Annotated in this window: 22 protein-coding genes; 5 read left to right on the top strand and 17 right to left on the bottom strand. The window is 62.1% G+C overall.

The window, feature by feature from the left end; all coding sequences use genetic code 11:
• Positions 1-5: 5 nt before the first annotated feature.
• The gene (locus J3P86_RS21025) at positions 6-1106 is read right to left on the bottom strand and encodes an efflux RND transporter periplasmic adaptor subunit (protein WP_434628673.1); all 1101 of its coding nucleotides are present in this window, start codon (positions 1104-1106) and stop codon (positions 6-8) included.
• A 94-nt stretch (positions 1107-1200) separates the two neighbouring features.
• On the opposite strand from J3P86_RS21025, the gene J3P86_RS21030 reads away from it, so the two are divergent.
• Positions 1201-1836, top strand: a complete 636-nt coding sequence (locus tag J3P86_RS21030; RefSeq protein WP_434656008.1) for a TetR/AcrR family transcriptional regulator — start codon at positions 1201-1203, stop codon at positions 1834-1836.
• Between the two features lie 152 nt (positions 1837-1988).
• On the opposite strand, the gene J3P86_RS21035 is transcribed toward J3P86_RS21030, so the two are convergent.
• Positions 1989-2771, bottom strand: a complete 783-nt coding sequence (locus tag J3P86_RS21035; RefSeq protein ID WP_434698768.1) for a class I SAM-dependent methyltransferase — start codon at positions 2769-2771, stop codon at positions 1989-1991.
• A gap of 91 nt (positions 2772-2862) precedes the next feature.
• Here J3P86_RS21035 and J3P86_RS21040 point away from each other — a divergent pair, with 91 nt between their 5' ends.
• The gene (locus tag J3P86_RS21040) at positions 2863-3483 is read left to right on the top strand and encodes an energy transducer TonB (protein ID WP_305499072.1); all 621 of its coding nucleotides are present in this window, start codon (positions 2863-2865) and stop codon (positions 3481-3483) included.
• Between the two features lie 4 nt (positions 3484-3487).
• On the opposite strand, the gene J3P86_RS21045 is transcribed toward J3P86_RS21040, so the two are convergent.
• The 7 genes from J3P86_RS21045 to ppc all read right to left on the bottom strand — a co-directional run bounded on the left by J3P86_RS21045 (position 3488) and on the right by ppc (position 10926).
• Entirely contained in the window at positions 3488-4165 is a 678-nt protein-coding gene (locus J3P86_RS21045; RefSeq protein WP_434631165.1) for an extensin-like domain-containing protein, read from the bottom strand.
• A 37-nt stretch (positions 4166-4202) separates the two neighbouring features.
• A complete protein-coding gene (locus J3P86_RS21050) occupies positions 4203-5024 on the bottom strand; it encodes an isocitrate lyase/PEP mutase family protein (RefSeq protein WP_434698769.1) in 822 nt (273 codons plus the stop codon).
• A 35-nt stretch (positions 5025-5059) separates the two neighbouring features.
• Positions 5060-5920 (bottom strand): DUF72 domain-containing protein, encoded by an 861-nt coding sequence (locus tag J3P86_RS21055; protein ID WP_434698770.1) that lies wholly within the window; start codon positions 5918-5920, stop codon positions 5060-5062.
• A complete protein-coding gene (locus J3P86_RS21060) occupies positions 5920-6228 on the bottom strand; it encodes a hypothetical protein (RefSeq protein ID WP_305499067.1) in 309 nt (102 codons plus the stop codon). Before J3P86_RS21060 ends, J3P86_RS21055 begins: the two co-directional genes overlap by 1 nt.
• Positions 6229-6586: 358 nt before the next feature.
• Positions 6587-7264 (bottom strand): tRNA (adenosine(37)-N6)-threonylcarbamoyltransferase complex dimerization subunit type 1 TsaB, encoded by a 678-nt coding sequence (tsaB, locus tag J3P86_RS21065; protein ID WP_434601733.1) that lies wholly within the window; start codon positions 7262-7264, stop codon positions 6587-6589.
• 92 nt (positions 7265-7356) lie between these two features.
• Complete coding sequence (gene adk / locus J3P86_RS21070) at positions 7357-8004, bottom strand: adenylate kinase (RefSeq protein WP_434698771.1); 648 nt, start codon at positions 8002-8004, stop codon at positions 7357-7359.
• Positions 8005-8295: 291 nt separating this feature from the next.
• On the bottom strand, positions 8296-10926 hold the full coding sequence (ppc, locus tag J3P86_RS21075) for a phosphoenolpyruvate carboxylase (RefSeq protein WP_434698773.1): 2631 nt from the start codon (positions 10924-10926) through the stop codon (positions 8296-8298).
• A 180-nt stretch (positions 10927-11106) separates the two neighbouring features.
• Between ppc and J3P86_RS21080 the strand changes: the two genes are divergently transcribed.
• From J3P86_RS21080 to J3P86_RS21090, 3 genes are all read left to right on the top strand, one after another.
• Positions 11107-11451 carry a pilin assembly protein gene (locus tag J3P86_RS21080; protein ID WP_434698774.1) on the top strand — a complete coding sequence of 115 codons (345 nt, stop codon included), beginning with the start codon at positions 11107-11109 and terminating at the stop codon, positions 11449-11451.
• A 284-nt stretch (positions 11452-11735) separates the two neighbouring features.
• Complete coding sequence (locus J3P86_RS21085; protein ID WP_434698776.1) at positions 11736-12149, top strand: DUF4398 domain-containing protein; 414 nt, start codon at positions 11736-11738, stop codon at positions 12147-12149.
• Positions 12150-12198: 49 nt separating this feature from the next.
• The gene (locus J3P86_RS21090; protein WP_305499061.1) at positions 12199-12990 is read left to right on the top strand and encodes an OmpA family protein; all 792 of its coding nucleotides are present in this window, start codon (positions 12199-12201) and stop codon (positions 12988-12990) included.
• Between the two features lie 202 nt (positions 12991-13192).
• Here J3P86_RS21090 and J3P86_RS21095 read toward each other — a convergent pair whose 3' ends face one another.
• The 8 genes from J3P86_RS21095 to J3P86_RS21130 form a co-directional block, all read right to left on the bottom strand.
• Entirely contained in the window at positions 13193-13522 is a 330-nt protein-coding gene (locus J3P86_RS21095; RefSeq protein WP_434698777.1) for a hypothetical protein, read from the bottom strand.
• Positions 13519-14424 (bottom strand): alpha/beta hydrolase, encoded by a 906-nt coding sequence (locus tag J3P86_RS21100; protein ID WP_434696910.1) that lies wholly within the window; start codon positions 14422-14424, stop codon positions 13519-13521. Before J3P86_RS21100 ends, J3P86_RS21095 begins: the two co-directional genes overlap by 4 nt.
• Before the next feature lie 148 nt (positions 14425-14572).
• Entirely contained in the window at positions 14573-15850 is a 1278-nt protein-coding gene (locus tag J3P86_RS21105; protein WP_014336757.1) for a flavohemoglobin expression-modulating QEGLA motif protein, read from the bottom strand.
• Between the two features lie 36 nt (positions 15851-15886).
• The gene (locus tag J3P86_RS21110; RefSeq protein ID WP_305499058.1) at positions 15887-16441 is read right to left on the bottom strand and encodes a hypothetical protein; all 555 of its coding nucleotides are present in this window, start codon (positions 16439-16441) and stop codon (positions 15887-15889) included.
• Between the two features lie 149 nt (positions 16442-16590).
• Positions 16591-17307, bottom strand: coding sequence for a TetR/AcrR family transcriptional regulator (locus tag J3P86_RS21115; protein WP_434572066.1), 717 nt, complete (start codon positions 17305-17307; stop codon positions 16591-16593).
• Positions 17308-17408: 101 nt separating this feature from the next.
• Entirely contained in the window at positions 17409-18911 is a 1503-nt protein-coding gene (gene lysS, locus J3P86_RS21120; RefSeq protein WP_434628655.1) for a lysine--tRNA ligase, read from the bottom strand.
• A 103-nt stretch (positions 18912-19014) separates the two neighbouring features.
• A protein-coding gene (prfB, locus tag J3P86_RS21125) for a peptide chain release factor 2 (RefSeq protein WP_095963568.1) occupies positions 19015-20110 on the bottom strand; the annotation gives its coding sequence in 2 pieces (ribosomal slippage) (positions 19015-20037 and positions 20039-20110; 1095 coding nt in all).
• A gap of 286 nt (positions 20111-20396) precedes the next feature.
• Complete coding sequence (locus J3P86_RS21130) at positions 20397-21398, bottom strand: diguanylate cyclase domain-containing protein (protein WP_434628653.1); 1002 nt, start codon at positions 21396-21398, stop codon at positions 20397-20399.
• Between the last annotated feature and the right edge of the window lie 26 nt (positions 21399-21424).

The raw sequence follows: 21424 nt of genomic DNA on the forward strand, positions 1-21424 counted from the left end.
GGGGATTACTCCTTGGCCGCCAGGTTGACCACGCGATTGGAGCGATCCACCGGCCGAACCTGCTGGCCGTCCAGAAGCACATGCACGCCAGCGGCCACCACCCAGTCATTGGCACTCAGGCCTTCGAGCACCGGCACGGTCTTTTCACCGAAGGCGCCAACGCGCACCGGGACTTTCTTGAGCGTGTTGTCGGGCTTGACCACCCAGACGAAGGTGGCGCCGTTCTCGGCGGTGAGGGCCGACAATGGCACCGACAGCGGCGCCTTCTCAGCGGTCTGGATAAACACCCGGGCGCTCTGGCCCAGTTCCGCCGGGACGCTGCCAGCGGTGAAGGCGACGCGCGCGGCGAAGGTACGGGATTTCGGATCGGCGGCCGGCGAGAGTTCGCGGATGCGTCCGCTGAAGCGCTGATCGGGCTGGCTCCACAATTCAACCGACACTGGCTGGCCGATCTTGAACCGACCAAATCCCTGCTCCGGCAGGCTGATCAACACTTCACGCTCGCCGTCGGTGGCCAGGGTGAAGACGGTCTGTCCAGCCGACACCACCTGGCCGACTTCCACCGCCCGCCGGGCCACCACGCCGTCCTGGGGTGCACGCAACACCGAATAGCTGGCCTGGTTGCTGGCAACGTCGAATTCGGCCTTGATCTGCTTGAGCCGCGCGGCACCGGAGCGATAGAGATTCTCGGCGTTGTCGTATTGGGAGCGGCTGACCATCTGCCGCTCCATCAAGGTCTTGTAGCGGTCACGCTCGGCTTTTACCAGGCTCAGGTTGGCCTCGGCCGCGGCAACCTGGGCCCGACTGGCTTCCAGTTGCAGGCGCACATCCTCGGGGTCGAGTTCGGCCAGCGCCTGGTTGGCCTTGACCCGCTGGCCCTCTTCCACCAGCCGGCGGCTCACCTTGCCGCCAATGCGAAACGCCAGGTCCGGCTCGAACCGCGCCCGTACTTCGCCGGGATAACTGTCCATCGCCTGGGCCGAAGGCTCCGGCTTGACGACCATCGCAGGGCGCACGGCGACCGGCGTCGGCTCCTCATGACCGCACGCAGACAATAAAAAAGCCAGGCTGACTGGCACGGCGAGGGGCAGGACATAGCGGAACATGGTGGATGACCTTTCGCTAATGGTGCTTGGAATAATTATACTGGCGAGTATGTTATTAATAGCAAACTCACCAGTCCAGTATTAAAAGCGAATAATGTCGAACAATCCTCCCTCCTCCAGCGGCCCTGGTCGTCCCAAGGATCTGGCCAAGCGCCAGGCCATTCTCGACGCCGCGAAACGCCTGTTCCTGAGCCTGGGCTACGCCAGCACCAGCATGGACGCCGTGGCCACCGAGGCCGGCGTCTCGAAGCTGACCGTCTACAGCCACTTCAATGACAAGGAAACGCTGTTTTCCGCCGCCGTGATTGCCAAGTGCGAGGAACAGGTGCCGCCGCTTTTCTTCGAATGGGCCGACGGTGTTCCGATTGAACACGTGCTGCTGAACATCGCCCGCGGCTTCAACCAATTGATCAACAGCGACGAATCGGTGAACCTGCATCGGCTGATGGTGGCGTTGGGTAGCCAGGATCCAAAGCTCTCGACCATCTTCTACCAGGCCGGCCCGCAGCGAATGCTCTCAGAGATGGAAAGGTTGCTGACCAAGATCGACCAGAGCGGCGCCCTGAGCATCGACAAACCGCGCAACGCCGCCGAGCATTTTTTCTGCCTGATCAAGGGCGCGGCGAACTTCAGGTTGTTGTATGGCTGCGACGGGCCGCAGGACGCCGAAGCGGCCGAAGCGCATGTGCAGGAAGTGGTGGGGTTGTTTGTGCGGGCTTATCGGCCTTAGTTCGACCGGTCACCTTCGCTGGCTGGGAGGGCCTCTTCGCGAGCAGGCTCGCTCCCACAGGAGAACGGTGGTGAATATGGATTCTGCTGAACAGCTCCTTCCCAAGACCCTATGTGGGAGCGAGCCTGCTCGCGAATGAGGTCACCCCGGTCTCAAGCCTTGAGCGCTTTCTTCGGATAGATATCGTACCGACTGGACTTGCCTTCCAGCCCATGGCTCGGCTTCGGCCCTTCAATGCAGGGGGCCTTGCGCGGGCGCTTGACCACCACCCGGTGGGTCGCCAACGCCAGCGCGGCGGCAAGCAGCGCCGGGGCGTCGGTATCATCGCCCACCAGCGGGCGGAACAGGCGCATCTCTTTTTTCACCAGGGCGGTTTTCTCCCGATGGGGAAACATCGGGTCCAGGTAGATCACCTTGGGCGGCTCGCCTTGCCAACTGCGCATCACTTCGATGGAATTGCCCTTGAGCAAGCGCATCCGCGCCACAATCGGCGCCACATCGAAATCTTCCGCACCGCGAGCCAGACCATCCTCCAGCAAAGCACCGATCAAGGGTTGACGCTCGATCAGGCTCATCTCGCAGCCGAGACTCGCCAGCACGAACGCATCCTTGCCCAACCCCGCCGTGGCATCCAGCACTCGCGGACGCACACCCTGGGCGACACCGACTGCCTTGGCGATCATCTGGCGACTGCCGCCCCCGTACAAACGACGATGGGCTGCGCCGCCCTCGACAAAATCCACGCGCACCGGTCCCGGCGCATCGGGACCCAGCTGCTGCAATTGCAACCCGTGCTCGCCGACCTGCAAGGCGAACTCGCCGTCATCCATCTGCAACGGCAGGCCGAGCTGCTCGGCCCACTGCTCGGCGCGGGGCTGGAACGCCGGGGCCAGGGCCTCGACATGGATGCGGCAAGCCGCGAGTTGCTCAGTCATGAAAACATGCTCAAAAAATTAAGGATCGGCAAAAACGGCCGATAACAACGGTGAACGGCATTTTGCCAGAGCTGAGCGTCGACCGAGAAAAATGTCAGACATTCAATCCACATCGATAGGCGTTATCTCCCCTTACGGCGATTACAGCCTGCGTAACACCCAAGCGCTGAGCGGCGTCAGTCACCTGTGGCAGGATTTTTTTGCCCGGGCCCTGGCCGACCAGTTGGGTGAAAACGCACCGGCGCCCGGCAGCTACCAGCCAGTCGCCCTCGATGAAGCGGTTGAACCGACCCTGGGCGCCGAGCTGCTGGAGCATATCGTCAGCCAGCGCACCTGCGACGTGACGGAAACCCAGGTCAAGCCACCCGAGCCGTTGTTCCTGCCGATCGCCGAGTTCGAACTGGATTTGCTCGACAAGCCGTTCCCGCCCTTCCCGCCAGAAGAAATCGTAGCGCAGCAAAAGCAGCAGACCTTCGAGAGCAATTGGGTTCGCCCGATCGTCCTCGCCGCCGGTCAACCGTTGCCAGAACCGGGCCCGGCACCACAGCCGCGTCGACTGCCCCTGCCGATTGCCGAATTCGAACTCGACCTGTTGGACAAGCCATTCCCTCCATTCCCGGAAGAGGAATTGGTGGCGCAGCAGAAACAACTGGACTTCGACACTCGCTGGGCGCGTCCGATCGTACTGCAGAACCTGCGCATCGCTGCCTGATTCCTCAACGACAAATCCACCAGGGCCCCACATCCAGATGAAAATGGTTGCGGTGCGCCGCGTTGTAATCCGGACTCAAGACCACACTGAACATGTCGCAGGCGCCATCGCGCACCTGCCGTAGAAACTGCGCATCGGTGTTGTCCTTCGGCCAATCCCTGAGCACGCTGACGGCTCGTCCATCGGCCAGGCGAAACCCGGCGATGTCCAACGCGCTGGCAGTGGCGTGCTGGCTGCGCGCGCCGCTTTCACGACCGTACATGTTGCGACAGGCAAAACTGCCCAAGTGATCAACCCGCGTGACTTGCTTGCCATAGGCGGCCATTGCCGCCGGCTGCAACGCATGGCGCTCGAACAGCGCGAAGGCTACCGCCAGAGGGCAACTGGCGAGGAAGCTGCTGCTCAGCGCCACCTCACCGCCCTGCACCCGCAGCACATTGGTCAGCGGGCACGAGGTATTGGCGCCGCTGTCGGCCTGGCGAGCGGTGCGCAGCCCCGACGTGGCGAGCGCCTGGTCACACAGTTGCGGATCGTTGCGCAGCGCCATGAGTTTGTAGCGGGTCAGCAGATTTGGCGGCGCTTTCACGTCCAACGGCGCCCAGGGGTTCCATTGCGGCGGCACGGCCAGCCAACCGCGCCATACCGCCACCACCGCGACGCCAGCAATCAGCGCCAATACCATCAGTCCTTTCAAAAACCGCACGACAACGCCTCGGGATTCAACCCTTGAATAATTGATTGGCCTGGTTGAAAGGCATTGAGCGACGGGTGAAAGTGAAGGTCCCCTGCCGTTGGATTTCTTCGGCGGCGCGGAAAAACTCGCCATACGCCGCCAGCGCGAGGGCCGATCCGACACTGATGCGCTTGACGCCCAGTTCACTCAACTGGGCTACCGTCAGGTCCAGCGCGCCGGACATCAGTACGTTAACGGGCTTGGGCGCCACGGCCCGGACCACCGCCAGCACTTGCTCGGCGCTGCTCAGCCCCGGCGCGTACAGCACATCGGCGCCGGCGCCGGCGAAGGCCTTCAGGCGTCGGATCGTGTCGTCCAGATCCGGCCTGCCATGCAGGAAGTTTTCTGCCCGCGCGGTCAGCAGGAAAGGGAAAGGCAGACTGCGCACCGCCTCGGCGGCGGCCTTGACCCGCGCCACGGCGTGCTCGAAATCGTAGATCGGGCTGTCTTCGCGGCCCGTGGCATCTTCGATGGAGCCCCCTACCGCGCCGGCTTGTGCCGCGCGGAGCAAGCTGCGGGCGCAGTCTTCGGGCGCATCGGCAAAGCCGTTTTCCAGGTCGACGGCTACTGGCAGGTCCATGGCCGCAACAATCGCTCGCACATTCGCCAGCGTGTCATCAAGACCCAGGGCGCCGTCAGGTCGTGCCAGGGAAAAAGCGTGACCGGCACTGGTCGTCGCCAATGCTTCAAAGCCGAGGCTGGCGAGCATCTTTGCCGAACCGGCATCCCATGGATTGGGAATGACAAACGCCCCATCGCGTTCGTGCAACGCCTTGAACGCCTGGGCTCGGCGGGTTTGTGCATCCATGAAAGTCGCTCCTGAGCAATTTTGCGGAGTTCGCCTCAGAGCAGACCGAGTTGCTCGGCGGCGGGTTCTCTATATAGCTCAGGCAGCGCCGGCAAGCCAGGCAAACGCTTCATCAGGCGGCTGTGAAAATGCATCGCGAGTTTCGCCGCCAGCAGATTGTCCGCGGTGTGCAGGAACATATACGGCGTGCGCCCCTCTTCGATCCACACGGCGATTTTTTCTACCCATGGCGTCAGGAACAGCTCGTTGGCCTCCACTACCGGATGACCGACGAAACGCACCTGCGGGTATTGAGTGAACGCCGCCGGTCGCGTCGGCACCCGGGGTTTCTTGTATTGCGCGTGAATGACTTCAGGGGCGGTCGACGCGCAGCTGAACAGGCCGCGGGGATCGAGACAGATGCGTTCGACACCACGATCGAGCAGCAAACGGTTGAGCTGTCGTTCAGCGTCGCCTTTGGCAAAAAACTCATCGTGACGCACCTCTACGGCCAACGACCGTGGGAACGCGTCGATGAATGCCGCCAGCTCCTGCAATCGATTGGGCGTGAACGCCTTGGACAGTTGCAGCCAGAACGGCGAGACGCGCTCGCCCAAGGGGCTTAGCAACTGGACAAAGGTTTCGGTGGCGGTCAGGTGTTCGCGCAGGTCGCCGCCGTGGCTGATGTCACCGGGGATCTTGGCGGTGAAGCGAAAGTGCTCGGGCATGATTTCGGCCCAGCGCTGAACGGTGGACGCGGCCGGGCTCGCGTAGAAGGTCGTGTTGCCTTCCACGGCGTTGAATACTTGAGAGTAGAGACCGAGGAAATCGGAGCTTTTGGCGTCCTGGGGATAAAGATAATCGCGCCAGGCGTTTTCGCTCCAGGACGGGCAACCCAGATAGTAGGGCAACCGCATCAGATATAGAGGTCGAGGCCCAGCACTTCCATATCCCAATCAACAAAACCGGCGGTGCTCAGGTAGCTGGCCAGCGCCGTGGCGACACTGCGGCTCATGGCGCGGTGATACAGCATGTCCTGCTGACGGGCGGGAAGATTGCTCAGGCGTTGCGCAGAGGCTTTGGCGGCGCGGGCGGCCAGTTGCTCTTCGGACGGAAATTCCAGCTCACCATCGATGTCATCGAAGTTTTCCGGCTCAGCGGCTTTACCCGCACGAGGCCGACGCTTGATGGGGTAGGACTGGGATGAAACGCCGTCTATACGCATAACAGAATGCTCGGTATCAATGATGGCAATTTAGCGGCACATTCGTATCCGCGCAAATGCGCAAGTGATAACTAGAACACATAAAGGCGAAAAGGTTTAAAAACCGGCGAAAAAAGTGACGACTGGCAATTTTGGGTGTGACTTTTGGGTCTTGGGATGACTTTGGCGGGTTTTGAGCCGGAGCAACGCCTTCGTGGCGAGGGAGCTTGCTCCCGCTGGGTTGCGAAGCAACCCCAAGACTTAATTTCAGCCCGACCAGTAAGGATACCAAGGAGATTTCAGGGGCGCTTCGCGCCCCAGCGGGAGCAAGCTCCCTCGCCACAATTGTGCTCGCTCGAGAGTGTGGTCAAGTTTGGGTTTACCGTTCGGACTTGGGCGTCGCGACCTTGTCCCGCAGGTACACCGGCTGCGCATCGTCGGCAGGGATGGCTTCGCCGCGTTCCCAGGCAAAGCGTGCCAGGGCCAGCAGGTCTTCGGCATGGGGCAACATCGAGGCATCCTGGCCGACAAGGCTGACGCCGATTCGCTCGCCGTAGCCCCAACCGGTACCGGCGCCGAACCAGTCGCCGCTGGTGTCAGCCGGCAACGCCGCCGCTTCGGGTGGCAACACCGCCTCGGCACCGACCAGGCGCATCTCGCCAGCGGTTTCGCGATAGCAGCCCCAGTACACCTCGTCCATGCGCGCATCGATGGCGGCCGCTACCTGATGCGCGCCGTGCTCGCGCAAGGCGCGCTGGGCCAGTACGGCCAGGTTCGAGACCGGCAATACCGGGCGTTCCAAGGCGAAGGCCAGGCCCTGCACGACGCCAATGGCGATGCGCACGCCGGTAAACGCCCCTGGGCCGCGACCAAAGGCGATCGCATCCACGGCTTGCAAGGTGATCCCGGCATCGCTGAGCAATTGCTGAATCATAGGCAGCAATTTTTGCGCATGCAGGCGCGGAATCACCTCGTAGTGGCTCGTGACCTTGCCGTCATGCAGCAAGGCAACGGAGCAAGCTTCAGTCGCGGTGTCCAGGGCCAGCAAGGTGCTCATCGATATGTCCGTAAATCAGGTGGGAAAAAGTGCGCCAGTATAAACAACTACGGCCCGCAAGCGGGCCGTAGTTGAGGCTGCGATCAGCGTTTTCAGCTCAGTGCTTCAAGCACCTTGCCGGTGATCGCGTCGACCGAGCCGACGCCTGGAATGTGGCTGTACTTCGGCTTGCCCTGGGCAGCGGACAGCTTCTGGTAGAAATCCACCAGCGGCTTGGTCTGGGAATGGTAGACCGACAGGCGATGACGCACGGTTTCTTCAGTGTCGTCCTTGCGCTGCACCAGCTCGTCGCCAGTCACGTCGTCCTTGCCGGCGACCTTTGGCGGGTTGTAGACGGTGTGATAGACACGACCGGACGCTTCGTGAACGCGACGGCCGGCAATGCGCTGGACGATTTCTTCGTCGTCTACCGCGATTTCGACCACGTGATCGAGTTCCACACCGGCAGTCACCAGGGCTTCAGCCTGGGGAATGGTGCGCGGGAAACCGTCGAACAGGAAGCCATTGGCGCAGTCGGCTTGAGCAATGCGGTCCTTGACCAGCGCGATGATCAGGTCATCCGACACCAGGCCGCCGGCATCCATGATGCTCTTGGCCTGAACACCCAGTGGGGTGCCAGCCTTGACCGCGGCGCGAAGCATGTCGCCAGTGGAGATTTGCGGGATACCGAATTTTTCGGTGATGAACTTTGCCTGAGTACCTTTACCGGCCCCGGGAGCTCCCAGCAGAATGACGCGCATCGATGTGCTCCTCAATTTTTTTATGTAAAACGCTCGGATTCGCCTCGTGGGGCCAATCTTCGAAAAACTTGATCGTGACCGCCCAAACGGCCAAAGGCTGATCAAGATACACAGCGGGCCCGACCCACACAAGCCGCCGAAAGTCGGAGTAACCCGCGCCGCACGCGACCTTCGTAGGGGGGAGTGAGAGTCGCAAGCGGACAACAAACTGTCGCCTGGTCGACCTCCCTGCCCCTGCAAACAGCTACGCCCGGACAGGCCGGGCGTGCTGTTTTTTAACCCTCCGGGAGATTAGCCGGTGTTGCGCAAACCGGCGGCAATCCCTGCCACAGACACCAGCAACGCCTGTTCCACAGGGCTGCCCTGGGCCACGTCCTGCTGCCGCGAACGTGCCAGCAGCTCGGCCTGCAACAGGTGCAGCGGGTCGAGGTAGGTATTGCGCAGGCGGATGAATTCCAGCGTGTCTGGGCTATGTGCCAGTAGCTGCGACTGGCCGGTCAGGCCCAGGACCACGGAACAGGCCTGCGACAATAGGTCGCGTAAATGCTCGCCCAAAGGCAGCAACGCCGGTTCCACCAGACGCTCGTCATAGGACTGGGCAATATCGGCGTCGGCCTTGGCCAGGACCATCTCCAGCATGTCGATGCGGGTGCGGAAGAACGGCCATTGCTCACGCATCTGCCCGAGCAGTTCGCCCTCGCCGCGCTCCAGCGCCTTGCCCAGGGCGGTTTCCCAACCGAGCCAGGCCGGCAGCATCAACCGGGTCTGGGTCCAGCCGAAAATCCACGGGATCGCCCGCAGGCTTTCGATACCGCCGGCCCGACGTTTGGCCGGACGGCTGCCCAAGGGTAGGCGACCCAGTTCCTGTTCCGGCGTGGACTGGCGGAAATACTCGACAAATTGCGGATTTTCCCGCACTACGGCCCGGTAGGCATTGACCCCGTCGGCAGCCAGTTCATCCATCAGATGCCGCCATTGCGGGGTTGGCGGCGGTGGTGGCAGCAAGGTCGCTTCAAGCACTGCGGCGAGGTAAAGATTGAGGTTCTGTTCGGCGATGTCCGGCAGGCCGAATTTGAAACGAATCATTTCGCCCTGTTCGGTAGTGCGGAAACGTCCGGCCACCGATCCCGGCGGCTGGGACAGGATCGCCGCGTGCGCCGGGCCGCCGCCACGGCCGACGGTGCCACCGCGGCCATGGAACAACAGCAATTCGACTTGCTGCTCGCGGCAGATGTCCACCAACCGCTCCTGGGCGCGGTATTGCGCCCAGGCTGCCGCCGTGGTCCCGGCGTCCTTGGCCGAGTCGGAATAGCCGATCATCACTTCCTGGGGACCTTGCAGGCGCGAGCGATAACCCGGCAGCAACAGCAGGCGTTCGATCACCGGCCCGGCGTTGTCCAGGTCGGCGAGGGTTTCGAACAGCGGCACTACGCGCATCGGCCGCAATACGCCGGCCTCCTTGAGCAGCAACTGCACCGCCAGCACATCGGAAGCCGCGCCGGCCATGGAAATCACATAAGAGCCCAGGGACGCTGCCGGTGCCGCCGCAACCTCGCGGCACGTGGCCAGGACTTCCGCCGTATCGGCCGACGGCTTGAAGTAAGGCGGCAACAAGGGCCGGCGATTATTCAGCTCGCCCAAGAGGAAACCGATGCGCTGCTCTTCGTCCCATTCCTCGTAACGCCCCAGCCCGAGGTAATCGGTGATCTCGGTCATCGCCGCCGTGTGCCGCGTCGAGTCCTGGCGCACGTCGAGGCGCACCAGGAACAGGCCGAAGGTCACCGCGCGGCGCAGGCAATCGAGCAACGGCCCGTCGGCAATCACGCCCATGCCGCACTCATGCAGAGACTGGTAGCACAACTCCAACGGATCAAGCAGTTGACGGTTGTCCTGCAACACCTCGGCGGTCGCCGGCGTCGTGCCCTTCAGGGAGGCCTGGGCCCAGTTGCGCGTGGCTCGCAGGCGTTCGCGCAATTGCTTGAGCACCGCGCGATAGGGCTCGGCGCTGTCACCGGCCTGGGCGCGCAAGGCCTCGCTGGCTTTCTGCATGGACAAATCGGCGGCCAGATGGTCGACGTCGCGCAAATACAGGTCCGCCGCCATCCAGCGCGCCAGCAGCAACACCTCGCGAGTGACCGCGGCGGTGACGTTCGGGTTGCCGTCCCGGTCGCCACCCATCCACGAGGCAAAGCGGATCGGCGCGGCCTCCAGCGGCAGGCGCAACCCGGTGGCGGCATGCAGGGCCTGGTCAGCCTTGCGCAGGTAATTGGGGATGGCGTGCCACAGCGAATGCTCGATCACCGCGAAGCCCCACTTGGCCTCGTCCACGGGCGTCGGGCGGGTCCGGCGAATCTCTTCGGTGTGCCAGGCTTCGGCGATCAACCGCTGCAAGCGTTCGTGGATCTGCGCGCGCTCGGCACTGGTGAGGTCGCGATGGTCCTGGGCGGCCAGTTGCGCGGCGATCGCGTCGTATTTCTGGATCAACGTGCGCCGGGCGACTTCCGTGGGATGCGCAGTGAGCACCAGTTCGATTTCCAGCCGGCCCAACTGCCGGGCCAACGCTTCGGCGCCATGGCCTTCGGCTCGCAGGCGCGCCAGCAGCTCGGGCAGCACGCGTGCTTCGAACGGCGCCGGCCTGGATTCTTCGCGGCGGTGAATCAGCTGGTATTGCTCGGCGATATTGGCCAGGTTGAGGAACTGGTTGAACGCCCGCGCTACCGGCAGCAACTCGTCCTCGCTCAACTGGTTGAGGCTGGCGCTCAGTTCCGCATCCATCGAACCGCGTCGGTCAGCCTTCGCGCCTTTGCGAATCTGCTCGATCTTGTCGAGAAAGGCGTCTCCGTACTGGTCGCGAATGGTATTGCCCAGCAGTTCGCCGAGCAGGTGGACGTCCTCGCGCAAGCGGGCATCAATATCGGTCATCAGCAGGTCTCCAGCAAAAAGGTCCAGACAGCTTTGTAGGAGAGAGTGCCGATGCCGGTCGCTTATGACAAGCGACGAAGGGACTTTAAACCTTGTCAGCCAAAGCTAGTCTCATGGGTAAGCCACACAACGGCTTGTCACTGTCGCGCCCGCCACGAGCGGGTCCATTGAGGCGCCATCATGAAAATCCGTGAACTTGCTCAGCACTGGGAAGAAAACGCCAAGGGTCACCTGACCCAGACCGGTTATACGATTCATCTGGATGTGGAAGCCGCCGCACGCCTGGCGGCGATCTGCGACATGTACCCCAAGCGCCAGCCCGAAGAACTGCTCGGCGAATTGATCGGCGCTGCGCTGGAGGAGCTGGAAGCCAGCTTCCCCTACATCAAGGGCGCGCAGGTCGTGGCCACCGATGAAGAAGGCGACCCGCTGTACGAAGACGTCGGTGCGACCCCGCGATTTCTCGCCTTGTCCCGTCGTCATCTGCGCCAACTCTCTTCGCAAAACGACAAGTCCAAGCACTGATTTCCCTCCCCCCGCATCGCGTTATCCCGGCACCGCTACCGAGTTTGTGGTGCCGGAATACCGCTGCCCGCCTTGAAAGTTCAGCTTTTTGGCAACTGACCGATCAGTCAGCATTTCTTTTGGCGATTGGCCATCCTTACCTGAACTTTTGAAAAACGCCTCGGGTCACACCGAGTAACCATACTGGAACGGTCGTTTAAATAAACGCGCCCTGGCGCCAGCGCCAAAACAGACGTCACGGCTTCGGTCCCAGCATGGATTAGTGTTTTTTCAGGAGTTTTCCAATGGAGTTGAAGCCTATGAATACCTGCACTGCCAAACCCTCATCCACTGGCTTGCGCGGCCTGAAGTTGGCTGCCCTGGCTATCGGTAGCAGCTTCATCCTGGCCGGTTGCGCCGGCAATCCACCTTCGGAGCAATACGCGGTCACGCAATCGGCGGTCAACAGCGCCGTCAGCGCGGGCGGCACCGAGTTCGCCGCGGTGGAAATGAAATCCGCCCAGGACAAACTCAAGCAGGCCGAGATCGCCATGCACGACGAGAACTATGAAGAGGCCAAGCGTCTGGCCGAACAGGCCGAATGGGATGCGCGCGTTGCCGAACGCAAGGCCCTGGCAGCCAAGGCCGAACAGGCCCTCAAGGATTCCCAGAAAGGGGTTCAGGAACTGCGTCAGGAAGGCATGAACAAGGTTCAGTAACCCTGTTCGAGCCACGACGTACTTCTCATTGATAAAAGGACGACAGACTATGACGCACAAACATTTCATGATGCCCGCCCTGCTTGCCGCCTGCGTAGCCCTGGCCGCTTGCTCCCACGACCCGAACGCTAACCTGGAACAGGCCCGTACCAACTACAACGGCCTGCAGGCCGACCCGGCGGCCACCAAGGTCGCGGCCCTGGAAACCAAAGAGGCCTCCGACTTCCTGGCCAAGGCCGACAAGGCCTACCTGGACAACGAAGACGAAGCCAAGGTTGACCAACTGGCCTACCTGACCAACCAGCGCGTCGAAGTGGCCAAGCAGACCATCGCCCTGCGCAACGCCGAAGCCGAGCTGAAAAACGCCGGTGACGAACGCGCCCGCGCACTGCTCGACGCCCGCAACGCGCAGATCAAGCAGTTGCAGGACAGCCTCAACGCCAAGCAGACCGAGCGCGGTACGCTGGTGACCTTCGGTGACGTGCTGTTCGCCACCAACAAATCCGACCTGCGCGCCAGCGGCATGACCAATGTGAGCAAACTGGCGCAGTTCCTCCAGGAAAACCCGGATCGCAAGGTGATCATCGAAGGTTATACCGATAGCACCGGTTCGGATTCCTACAACCAGTCGCTGTCCGAACGCCGCGCCAGCTCCGTGCGTACCGCCCTGGTAAAAATGGGTGTCGACCCGGCCCGCATCGTGACCCAGGGTTACGGCAAGGAATTTCCGGTCGCCGACAACACCAGCGTCTCGGGCCGTGCCATGAACCGTCGCGTGGAAGTCACCATTTCCAACGACAACCAGCCAGTCGCCCCGCGCTCGACCATGAGCGCCAACTGATCGGCTGACTGCAACGCAAAAGCCCCGCCTGACTTCAATCAGGCGGGGCTTTTTATTGGCAGAAGATGTTTGGCTGTACAGCTCCCTGTGGGAGCGAGCTTGCTCGCGATGGCGGAGTATCAGCCACTGACAATGTAGCTGAACCACCGCTATCGCGAGCAAGCTCGCTCCCACAGGGGAGGTGTGGTGCGCTTCAATTGGCTTATGGCTGAAGCTTCTGCGGCGTCTCCTGCCCCATGCAGCGCACCGCGCGTTTCTTCTCGTTGATCAGCACACCGGTCAGGCCTTTCTGCTCGGTGTCGAACAGCACCAGTACGCCATCGACGCATTGGGCGACCTGGGGCGCCGGCTCCAGGGCGACTTTATAGTCTTCGCCCGGCACGGTCTTGAGCATGGTGAACTGGTTGAGCAGCAACGCATCCTCGGGCTTGGCGAAATGCAGATAGCCGTAGTACCAGAGCGCCGCGACAGTGCCGAGAATGCTGCAGATACCGGTGATGATCAGGGGGATGGCGTTGCGTTCTTCGCTCATTGCGGGTTCTCGGATGATTCAACGGAGGATTTCGGGTAGTTCGGCACCTCGCCCAGGCGGCGCAAGCCATCGAAGTGCAGGGGATCGTCGAGGTAGCGCAGCATCACGGTTCGCCAGGTCGGGTCGGCGAAAGTCTGCACGTGGCCGCCCCGGGTCAGTTGCAGGACCCGGGGCGGCGGCGCAGCTTGATACAAGCGGATGCCGTTGGAAAGGGGCACGATGGGGTCGTCAAGGCTGTGGTAGATCAGTTTCGGCACGCCGTTCAATTGTGCGATCGAGCCAATGGCGCTGTCGCCGTCCGGCACCAGCCAGGACAGCGGCACCTGCAACGCCCAGGTCAGCCATGAAGTGCTCAGGGCAAAGCGTCCGACGTCGCGATAGCTGGCGGGCACGCCATCAAGCACCAGCGCCTTGAGCTGCTGTTGACGCTGAGGATGCTCCACCAGGTAATGCACCGCCAGCGCGCCACCCAGGCTCTGGCCGAGCAGCACCAGCGGCTTGCCTTGGACCTCGGGCGATTGGTCGAGCCATTTGAACGCAGCGTCGATGTCCCGGTAGATCGCCGGCAGGCTCGGCTCGCCCTCGGACACCCCATAACCCCGGTAATCGACCATCAGCACTTGATAACCCTGCTCCGGCAACCACCAGCTCCCGCCGAGGTGCCAGGACAGGTTGCCGCCGTTGCCGTGCAAATGCAGCACCGTGCCCTTGACCTCGACACCCGGCTTCACCGGCAGCCACCAGCCACGCAGCTTCAGGCCATCAGCCGTGGTCAGGGTGACGTCGCGGTATTCGAGCTTGGCCCGCTGCGGCGTGAACGGCAGGCCGCGTTCGGGGTAGAACAGCAGGGAGCTGCAGCCACTCAGGGCCAGCAGCAGGCAAATGATGCCGAGGGTTCGCATCCGGTGAAGCCTCGTAAAATTGGAGGTTACACACACCCCATTGTGGGAGCGAGCTTGCTCGCGATAGCGGCAGGTCAGTCAGCAAAGGCGTTGACTGAACCACCGCTATCGCGAGCAAGCTCGCTCCCACAGGGGATGGGTGGTGCTGTTAAAGAATGTTCGAATAATCCGCTTCGATCCGGTCCAGGCTCAGGTGGTTCAAGAAGTTGGAGAAGCACATCCACGCCGACAGTGCGTTCATGTCGCGAAACTGCTCCGGAAGGTATTTGGGCGGCACGACCAGGCCCTCATCCACCAACTGGCGCAGGGTGCGCATATCCTCCAGGGTGGTCTTGCCACAGAACAGCAGCGGCACCTGCTCCAGCTTGCCTTTGCGCACGGCCAGCTGAATGTAGTTGTAAACCATGATGAAGCCCTTGAGGTAGGACAAGTCTTTGGTAAATGGCAGACCGGTCGGCACCGAGCCACGGAAAACGCGGCTGGCGTTGCCGTAGCTTTCGGCCATTTCGAAGCCCTGCTCGCGGAAGAACTCGAAGACCTGCAGGAAGTCGGCCCCCTCCTCCACCATATGGATGGCGCGGGTGCGGTTGGTGAGTTTGCGCAGGCGACTCGGGTAGGAGGCGAAGGTGATGATTTCCATCAGGATCGCCAGGCCTTCCTGGGTCACCGTCGACGAGGGCGGGCCCTTGGACAGGAAGGTGCAGATCGGCTGGTTCAAACCATTGAGGGTGGTGCCAACGTGCACCAGTCCCTCATGGACCTCCAGGGCGCGCACATCCCGCTCGTTGAACATCGCGTCGGTGCGGATCTTGATGTAGTCGGCGCCCGCCGCCGCGTCAGCAACGATACCGTCGGACTCGAATACGCGAATGGTTTCCTCGGCCTCGCCAAACACCCGGTTGAGGCGATGCTGCAACAGGCTGACGGCCTCCTTGGCACTGAGCACCTTGGGCTCGTCCTTGAGGTCGCCACGGCCATCGATGTTGTTAAGGTAGTCGGAGAGCATCAGGCCCAGGTCGGCCAAGGTCGGGTCACCGGCGTGAAAGGCGTCGGAAGCGGCGCCGTACAGCTCCTGGGAAATCAGCCCGAAGTCCTCGGTGCCGCGCGCTTCGAGCATGCGCACCACCATGCGGTATTCCTTGCACATGCGCCGCATGATCTGGCCCACCGGGTTGAACTGCCCAAGCTGACGGGTGATGTCACGCTCGATGTTCTGGAACTCCAGCTTCACTTTGCTGGAATCGAAGGACAGTGGCCGGTTAAGGTAATAATCACGATCCACCGCAGGCATTTCCTTGCCCTTGGCCTTGAGAAACCCCTTGCGGATGCTCTCGTCCCACTTCACCGCGTCGAGAATGCGGATCGGTGTCTGCGCCAGCACAATGCGATCGGACAAGGTGCGTATCGTCTGCTGGTAATCGTCCACCCGAAACTCCTGTGAAAAAACGTCCGCTTGTAGCCGTTATTGGGATTTGCTCAGTCGCTGGTAGCGCACGGCTTCCGAGAACACATCGGAATTGGCCGGGTCGTCGAGGTAGCTGAAAACCTTGTTCATGTCGCTGTCCACCAGCACGCCATCACCCTCCTCGCTCTGGTTTGGCTGGCCGCTGAGGAGCTTCTGGCCGATGGCCTGGTTGATCTGTTCCATGTCCAGGTTGTAGACCACCAGTTCCTGCTTGTCGGTCAGTTCGAAACCGGCGATGACGAAATGGCCGCCGAAGCGAGCCGGCACCTTGGCCGACAAATACCAGCGACTGCCGTGGCGGGAGACGGTCAGGGGAATGGCTTCGCGCTCCTGAGGCCTGGCCCTGAAATAACTGACGGCCTGGTAGCGATGCTTGCCGACCTCCGTCAGCTCCAGGTTTACCGGCTCACCCCAGGCGTTGGTGCTGGTCCAGTGGCCGAGCAGGCCCTTGGGCGCGGCTTCGCTGTCGGGCAACGGCGCCTTGAACGACACCAGGCAGCCACTGAGCAGCAGCAACGACACGGCCAGTGCAACGGCACGCCAGGCTTTCATTGGAACTCCCTATGGCTTCAGCGTCTTGTCTTCCGTGGCGAGGGAGCTTGCTCCCGCTTGAGTGCGCAGCGCTCATAAAAGAGGGGCCGCTGCGCAGCCCAGCGGGAGCAAGCTCCCTCGCCACAGGGGACCGTAATAACCCACCAGGGTCACACCGACGCCAGTACCAAGTGCATGTAACGGGTCAGGATGCCGAGCATGTCTTCTTCAGCTACCGGCTCGGCGCCATTGAGCAAGCCCTGATATTCCATCCGTCCGATAATCGCCGTCAACACTTTGGCATCCTGTTGTGGCTCGCGGGAGCCCAGGACCTGGAAAAACTGGCAGGTGCCGTGCAGCAAAATCTGCTGGTGAGAACGCACCAACACCGCCAGGCGCGGGTTGAGCAGTGCTTCCTGGCGGAAGGCCTGTTCGGCCATCAGGTAGTCGCGACGACTGTGCAATTGATGCTGCACGTAGTCCGCCGTCATCCGCGCGATGTCGTCCGCCAGTTGCGAGCGCGACGCGGCGCTGCCATCCCCGTAGGCGACCATCTCGCGCAGCAGGCCTTCATTGTTGGTCCACAGCTTGGCCATGAACGCCGCGCTGCGTTCCACGTACTGGGCGAAGGTGTCGGTGAGCAGGTCGTCGATGTCCTTGAAATAATAAGTGGTGGCCGACAGCGGCACGCCCGCTTCGGCGGCCACCGCGCGGTGGCGCACCGCCCGCACGCCATCGCGCACGACAATTCGCATGGCCGCGTCGAGAATCTCCTGGCGGCGCTGTTCACTGCCCTGTCGGCTGGCCTTGCGACCCTGGTACTGAACACTTTCAGCGACAGCAGTGGCGACGCCCGCTGCACCTTCTGGAGCCATTGCACGATTCACGACAGGTCTTTCCTCGCTATTTCAGAAGTAACCAATTGATACGTTTGTACCAGACAGGCATTAAAAAGCCGCCCATCGAGGCGGCTTTTTAATTGAAACACTTACGCTTGGGGCCGCATGTGCGGGAACAGGATGACATCCCGGATCGACGGTGAGTTGGTCAGCAACATCACCAGACGATCGATGCCAATGCCTTCGCCAGCCGTCGGCGGCATGCCGTACTCCAGGGCGCGAACGAAGTCGGCGTCGTAGTGCATGGCTTCGTCGTCACCGGCGTCCTTGTCGGCCACCTGGGCCATGAAGCGCTCGGCCTGGTCTTCCGCGTCGTTGAGCTCGGAGTAGGCGTTGGCGATTTCACGGCCACCGATGAACAGTTCGAAACGGTCGGTCACGCTCGGGTTCTCGTCGTTGCGACGGGCCAGCGGCGACACTTCGAACGGGTACTGGGTAATGAAGTGCGGCTGCTCCAGCTTGTGCTCGACCAGCTCTTCGAAAATCATCACCTGCAGCTTGCCCAGGCCTTCGAAGCCGAGCACCTTGGCGCCGGCCTTCTTGGCGATGGCACGCGCCTTGTCGATGTCCTGCAGGTCGGCCGCAGTAATTTCCGGGTTGTACTTGAGGATCGAATCGAACACCGACAGGCGCACGAACGGCTCGCCAAAGTGGAACACCTTGTCGCCGTACGGCACGTCGGTGCTGCCCAGGATCAACTGTGCCAGCTCGCGGAACAGTTCTTCGGTCAGGTCCATGTTGTCGTTGTAATCGGCGTAGGCCTGGTAGAACTCGAGCATGGTGAATTCGGGGTTGTGCCGGGTCGAAACGCCTTCGTTACGGAAGTTGCGGTTGATCTCGAAGACCTTCTCGAAACCACCGACCACCAGGCGCTTGAGGTACAGCTCCGGCGCGATGCGCAGGAACATTTCCATGTCCAGGGCGTTGTGATGGGTTTCGAACGGCTTGGCCGCCGCGCCACCCGGAATGGTCTGCAGCATCGGCGTCTCGACTTCCAGGAAGTCACGCTTCATCAGGAAGCTGCGGATGTGCGCGATGACCTGCGAGCGCACGCGGAACGTGTGGCGCACGTCTTCGTTGACGATCAGGTCGACGTAGCGCTGGCGGTAGCGCTGCTCGGTGTCGGTCAGGCCGTGGTGCTTGTCCGGCAGCGGGCGCAGGGACTTGGTCAGCAGGCGCACGCTGGTCATTTCGACGTACAGGTCGCCCTTGCCGGAGCGGGCCAGGGTGCCTTCGGCGGCAATGATGTCGCCCAGGTCCCAGGTCTTGACGGCGGCCAGGGTTTCTTCCGGCAGGGTCTTGCGGTTGACGTAGACCTGGATGCGACCGGTCATGTCCTGGATCACCAGGAACGAACCACGGTCGAGCATGATGCGACCGGCAACCTTGACCGGAATCGCCGCCTCGGCCAGCTCTTCCTTGGTCTTGTCCGCGTACTTCTTCTGCAGGGCATCGCAGTACGAATCGCGGCGAAAGTCGTTGGGGAAGGCCTGGCCCTTGGCGCGCTCGGCAGCAAGCTTTTCCTTGCGCAGGGCGATCAGGGAGTTTTCTTCCTGTTGCAGGGCTTGCGGGTCGAGTTCTAGGTCGCTCATGTCTTTAAGGTTTCCATCACAGGTTCGTTGCCCCCGGCCCGGGCCGGAGTCTGCCGGCGAGCCGCGCTTCGAAAGCGTGCCCGCCCGCCACGTGGGTGTCGCGTTACAGCCCTTGCTTGAGGCTGGCGATCAAATATTCATCGATGTCGCCGTCGAGCACCTTGTCGCAGTCGCTGCGTTCAATGCTGGTGCGCAGGTCCTTGATCCGCGAAGCGTCGAGGACGTACGAGCGGATCTGGTGACCCCAGCCGATATCGGACTTGGTGTCTTCCAGGGCCTGGGACGCCGCGTTGCGTTTCTGCACTTCCTGCTCGTACAAACGCGCCCGCAGCATCTTCATCGCGGTGTCTTTGTTCGCGTGCTGGGACCGTTCGTTCTGGCAACTGACCACGGTGTTGGTCGGTACGTGGGTGATCCGTACGGCCGAGTCGGTGGTGTTTACGTGCTGGCCACCGGCCCCCGAGGAACGGTAGGTGTCGATACGCAGGTCGGCCGGGTTGATCTCGATCTCGATGTTGTCATCGATTTCCGGCGAGACGAATACCGCCGAGAACGAGGTGTGACGACGGTTGCCGGAGTCGAACGGGCTCTTGCGCACCAGGCGGTGCACGCCGATCTCGGTACGCAGCCAGCCAAAGGCGTACTCGCCCTTGATGTGCACGGTAGCGCCCTTGATCCCGGCGACTTCACCGGCGGACAGTTCCATGATGGTTGCGTCGAAACCGCGTTTGTCGGCCCAGCGCAGGTACATGCGCAGCAGGATGTTGGCCCAGTCCTGGGCCTCGGTGCCGCCGGAGCCGGCCTGGATGTCCAGGTAGGCGTTGTTCATGTCCATCTCGCCGCTGAACATGCGGCGGAACTCCAGCTTGGCCAGGTTCTCGTCCAGGCGTGTCAGCTCGGCGACCACATCGCCGACCGCGCCTTCGTCGTTTTCCTCTACGGCCATGTCCAGCAGGTCGCGGCAATCGGCCAGGCCGCTGGACAACTCGTCCAGGGTCTCGACGATCTGCGCCAGCGCAGAACGCTCGCGGCCCAGTTCCTGGGCGTAGGAAGGGTTGTTCCAGACATTCGGATCTTCAAGCTCGCGATTGACTTCGGTCAGACGCTCATGCTTTTGATCGTAGTCAAAGATACCCCCGAATAGTTTCGGAGCGCTCGGACAGGTCCTTGATGGTGTTCAGGATCGGGTTGATTTCCATGGCGGGCAGCACTCGTTGGCGAACTTTTGAAAGCCGGCGAGTATAACGTAATCAAGCGTCGGCGGCAGCCCGCCTGGCGGCTTTAGGGGGAATGAACTTCAGTGGTTGGTTCTACCCATACCCCTGTGGCGAGGGGATTTATCCCCGCTGGGCTGCGAAGCAGCCCCAAATATCAGGCAACTCATTTGCCTGGCACACCGAGTTGTCGGGTTCTAGGGCTGCTGCGCAGCCCAGCGGGGATAAATCCCCTCGCCACAAAAGCCACCTTGCCGCTAGCCAGGATAGTTTATTCAACCCCCACCCGATTGCGCCCATTGTGCTTGGCCAGGTACAACCCCTTGTCCGCCGCCGAGATCAGTTGGCGGCACTCGCCGCCCTGTTGCGGGGTGAAGGTCGCGACGCCGATGCTGATGGTCAGGTTTTCGCCGCCGTCGGGCGTGGCATGCGGGATTTTCAGGGCAACGACGCTCTGGCGCAGCTTTTCGGCCATCAGCCGTGCACCGCCAGGCGAGGTGCCGGGCAAGACCAGGGCGAACTCCTCGCCGCCATAACGGGCCGGCAGGTCGGACGGACGACTGCAGGCATCGCGAATCGCCGTGGCAACCTTGCGCAGGGCTTCGTCGCCTTCAAGGTGACCGTAGTTGTCGTTGAACGACTTGAAATAATCCACATCGATCATCAACAGCGACAGCTGGGACTGGTCCCGCAGCGCCCTTCGCCACTCCAGCTCCAGGTATTCGTCGAAGTGCCGGCGATTGGACAGCCCGGTCAGGCCATCGGAGTTCATCAGCCGTTGCAGCACCAGATTGGTGTCGAGCAACTGCTGCTGGCTGACCCGCAACGCACGGTAGGCCGCGTCGCGCTGCAACAGCATCATGTAGGAGCGCGAGTGATAGCGGATCCGCGCTACCAGTTCGATATTGTCCGGCAACTTGACCAGGTAATCGTTGGCTCCGGCGCCAAACGCCGCGCTCTTGATCAGCGGGTCCTCCTTGGTCGACAGGACGATGATCGGGATGTCGCGAGTGGCCGGATGGTTGCGGTATTCGCGCACCAGGCTCAAGCCGTCGAGACCGGGCATCACCAGGTCCTGGAGAATCACCGTCGGCTTGATGCGCACGGCGTGGGCGATGGCCTGGTGAGGGTCGGAGCAGAAGTGGAAGTCGATGTTCTGCTCGTTCGACAACCCGCGTCGCACTGCCTCGCCGATCATCGCCTGGTCATCGACCAGCAAGACCATGGCGGCGTTCTCATCGCGCTTGAAGTCGTCGAGCTGTAATTCATTCATGGGGCTCACCTGAGTACTGCTGGGGT

It is taken from the genome of Pseudomonas sp. D1-1, from assembly GCF_051132225.1.
Lineage (GTDB): Bacteria > Pseudomonadota > Gammaproteobacteria > Pseudomonadales > Pseudomonadaceae > Aquipseudomonas.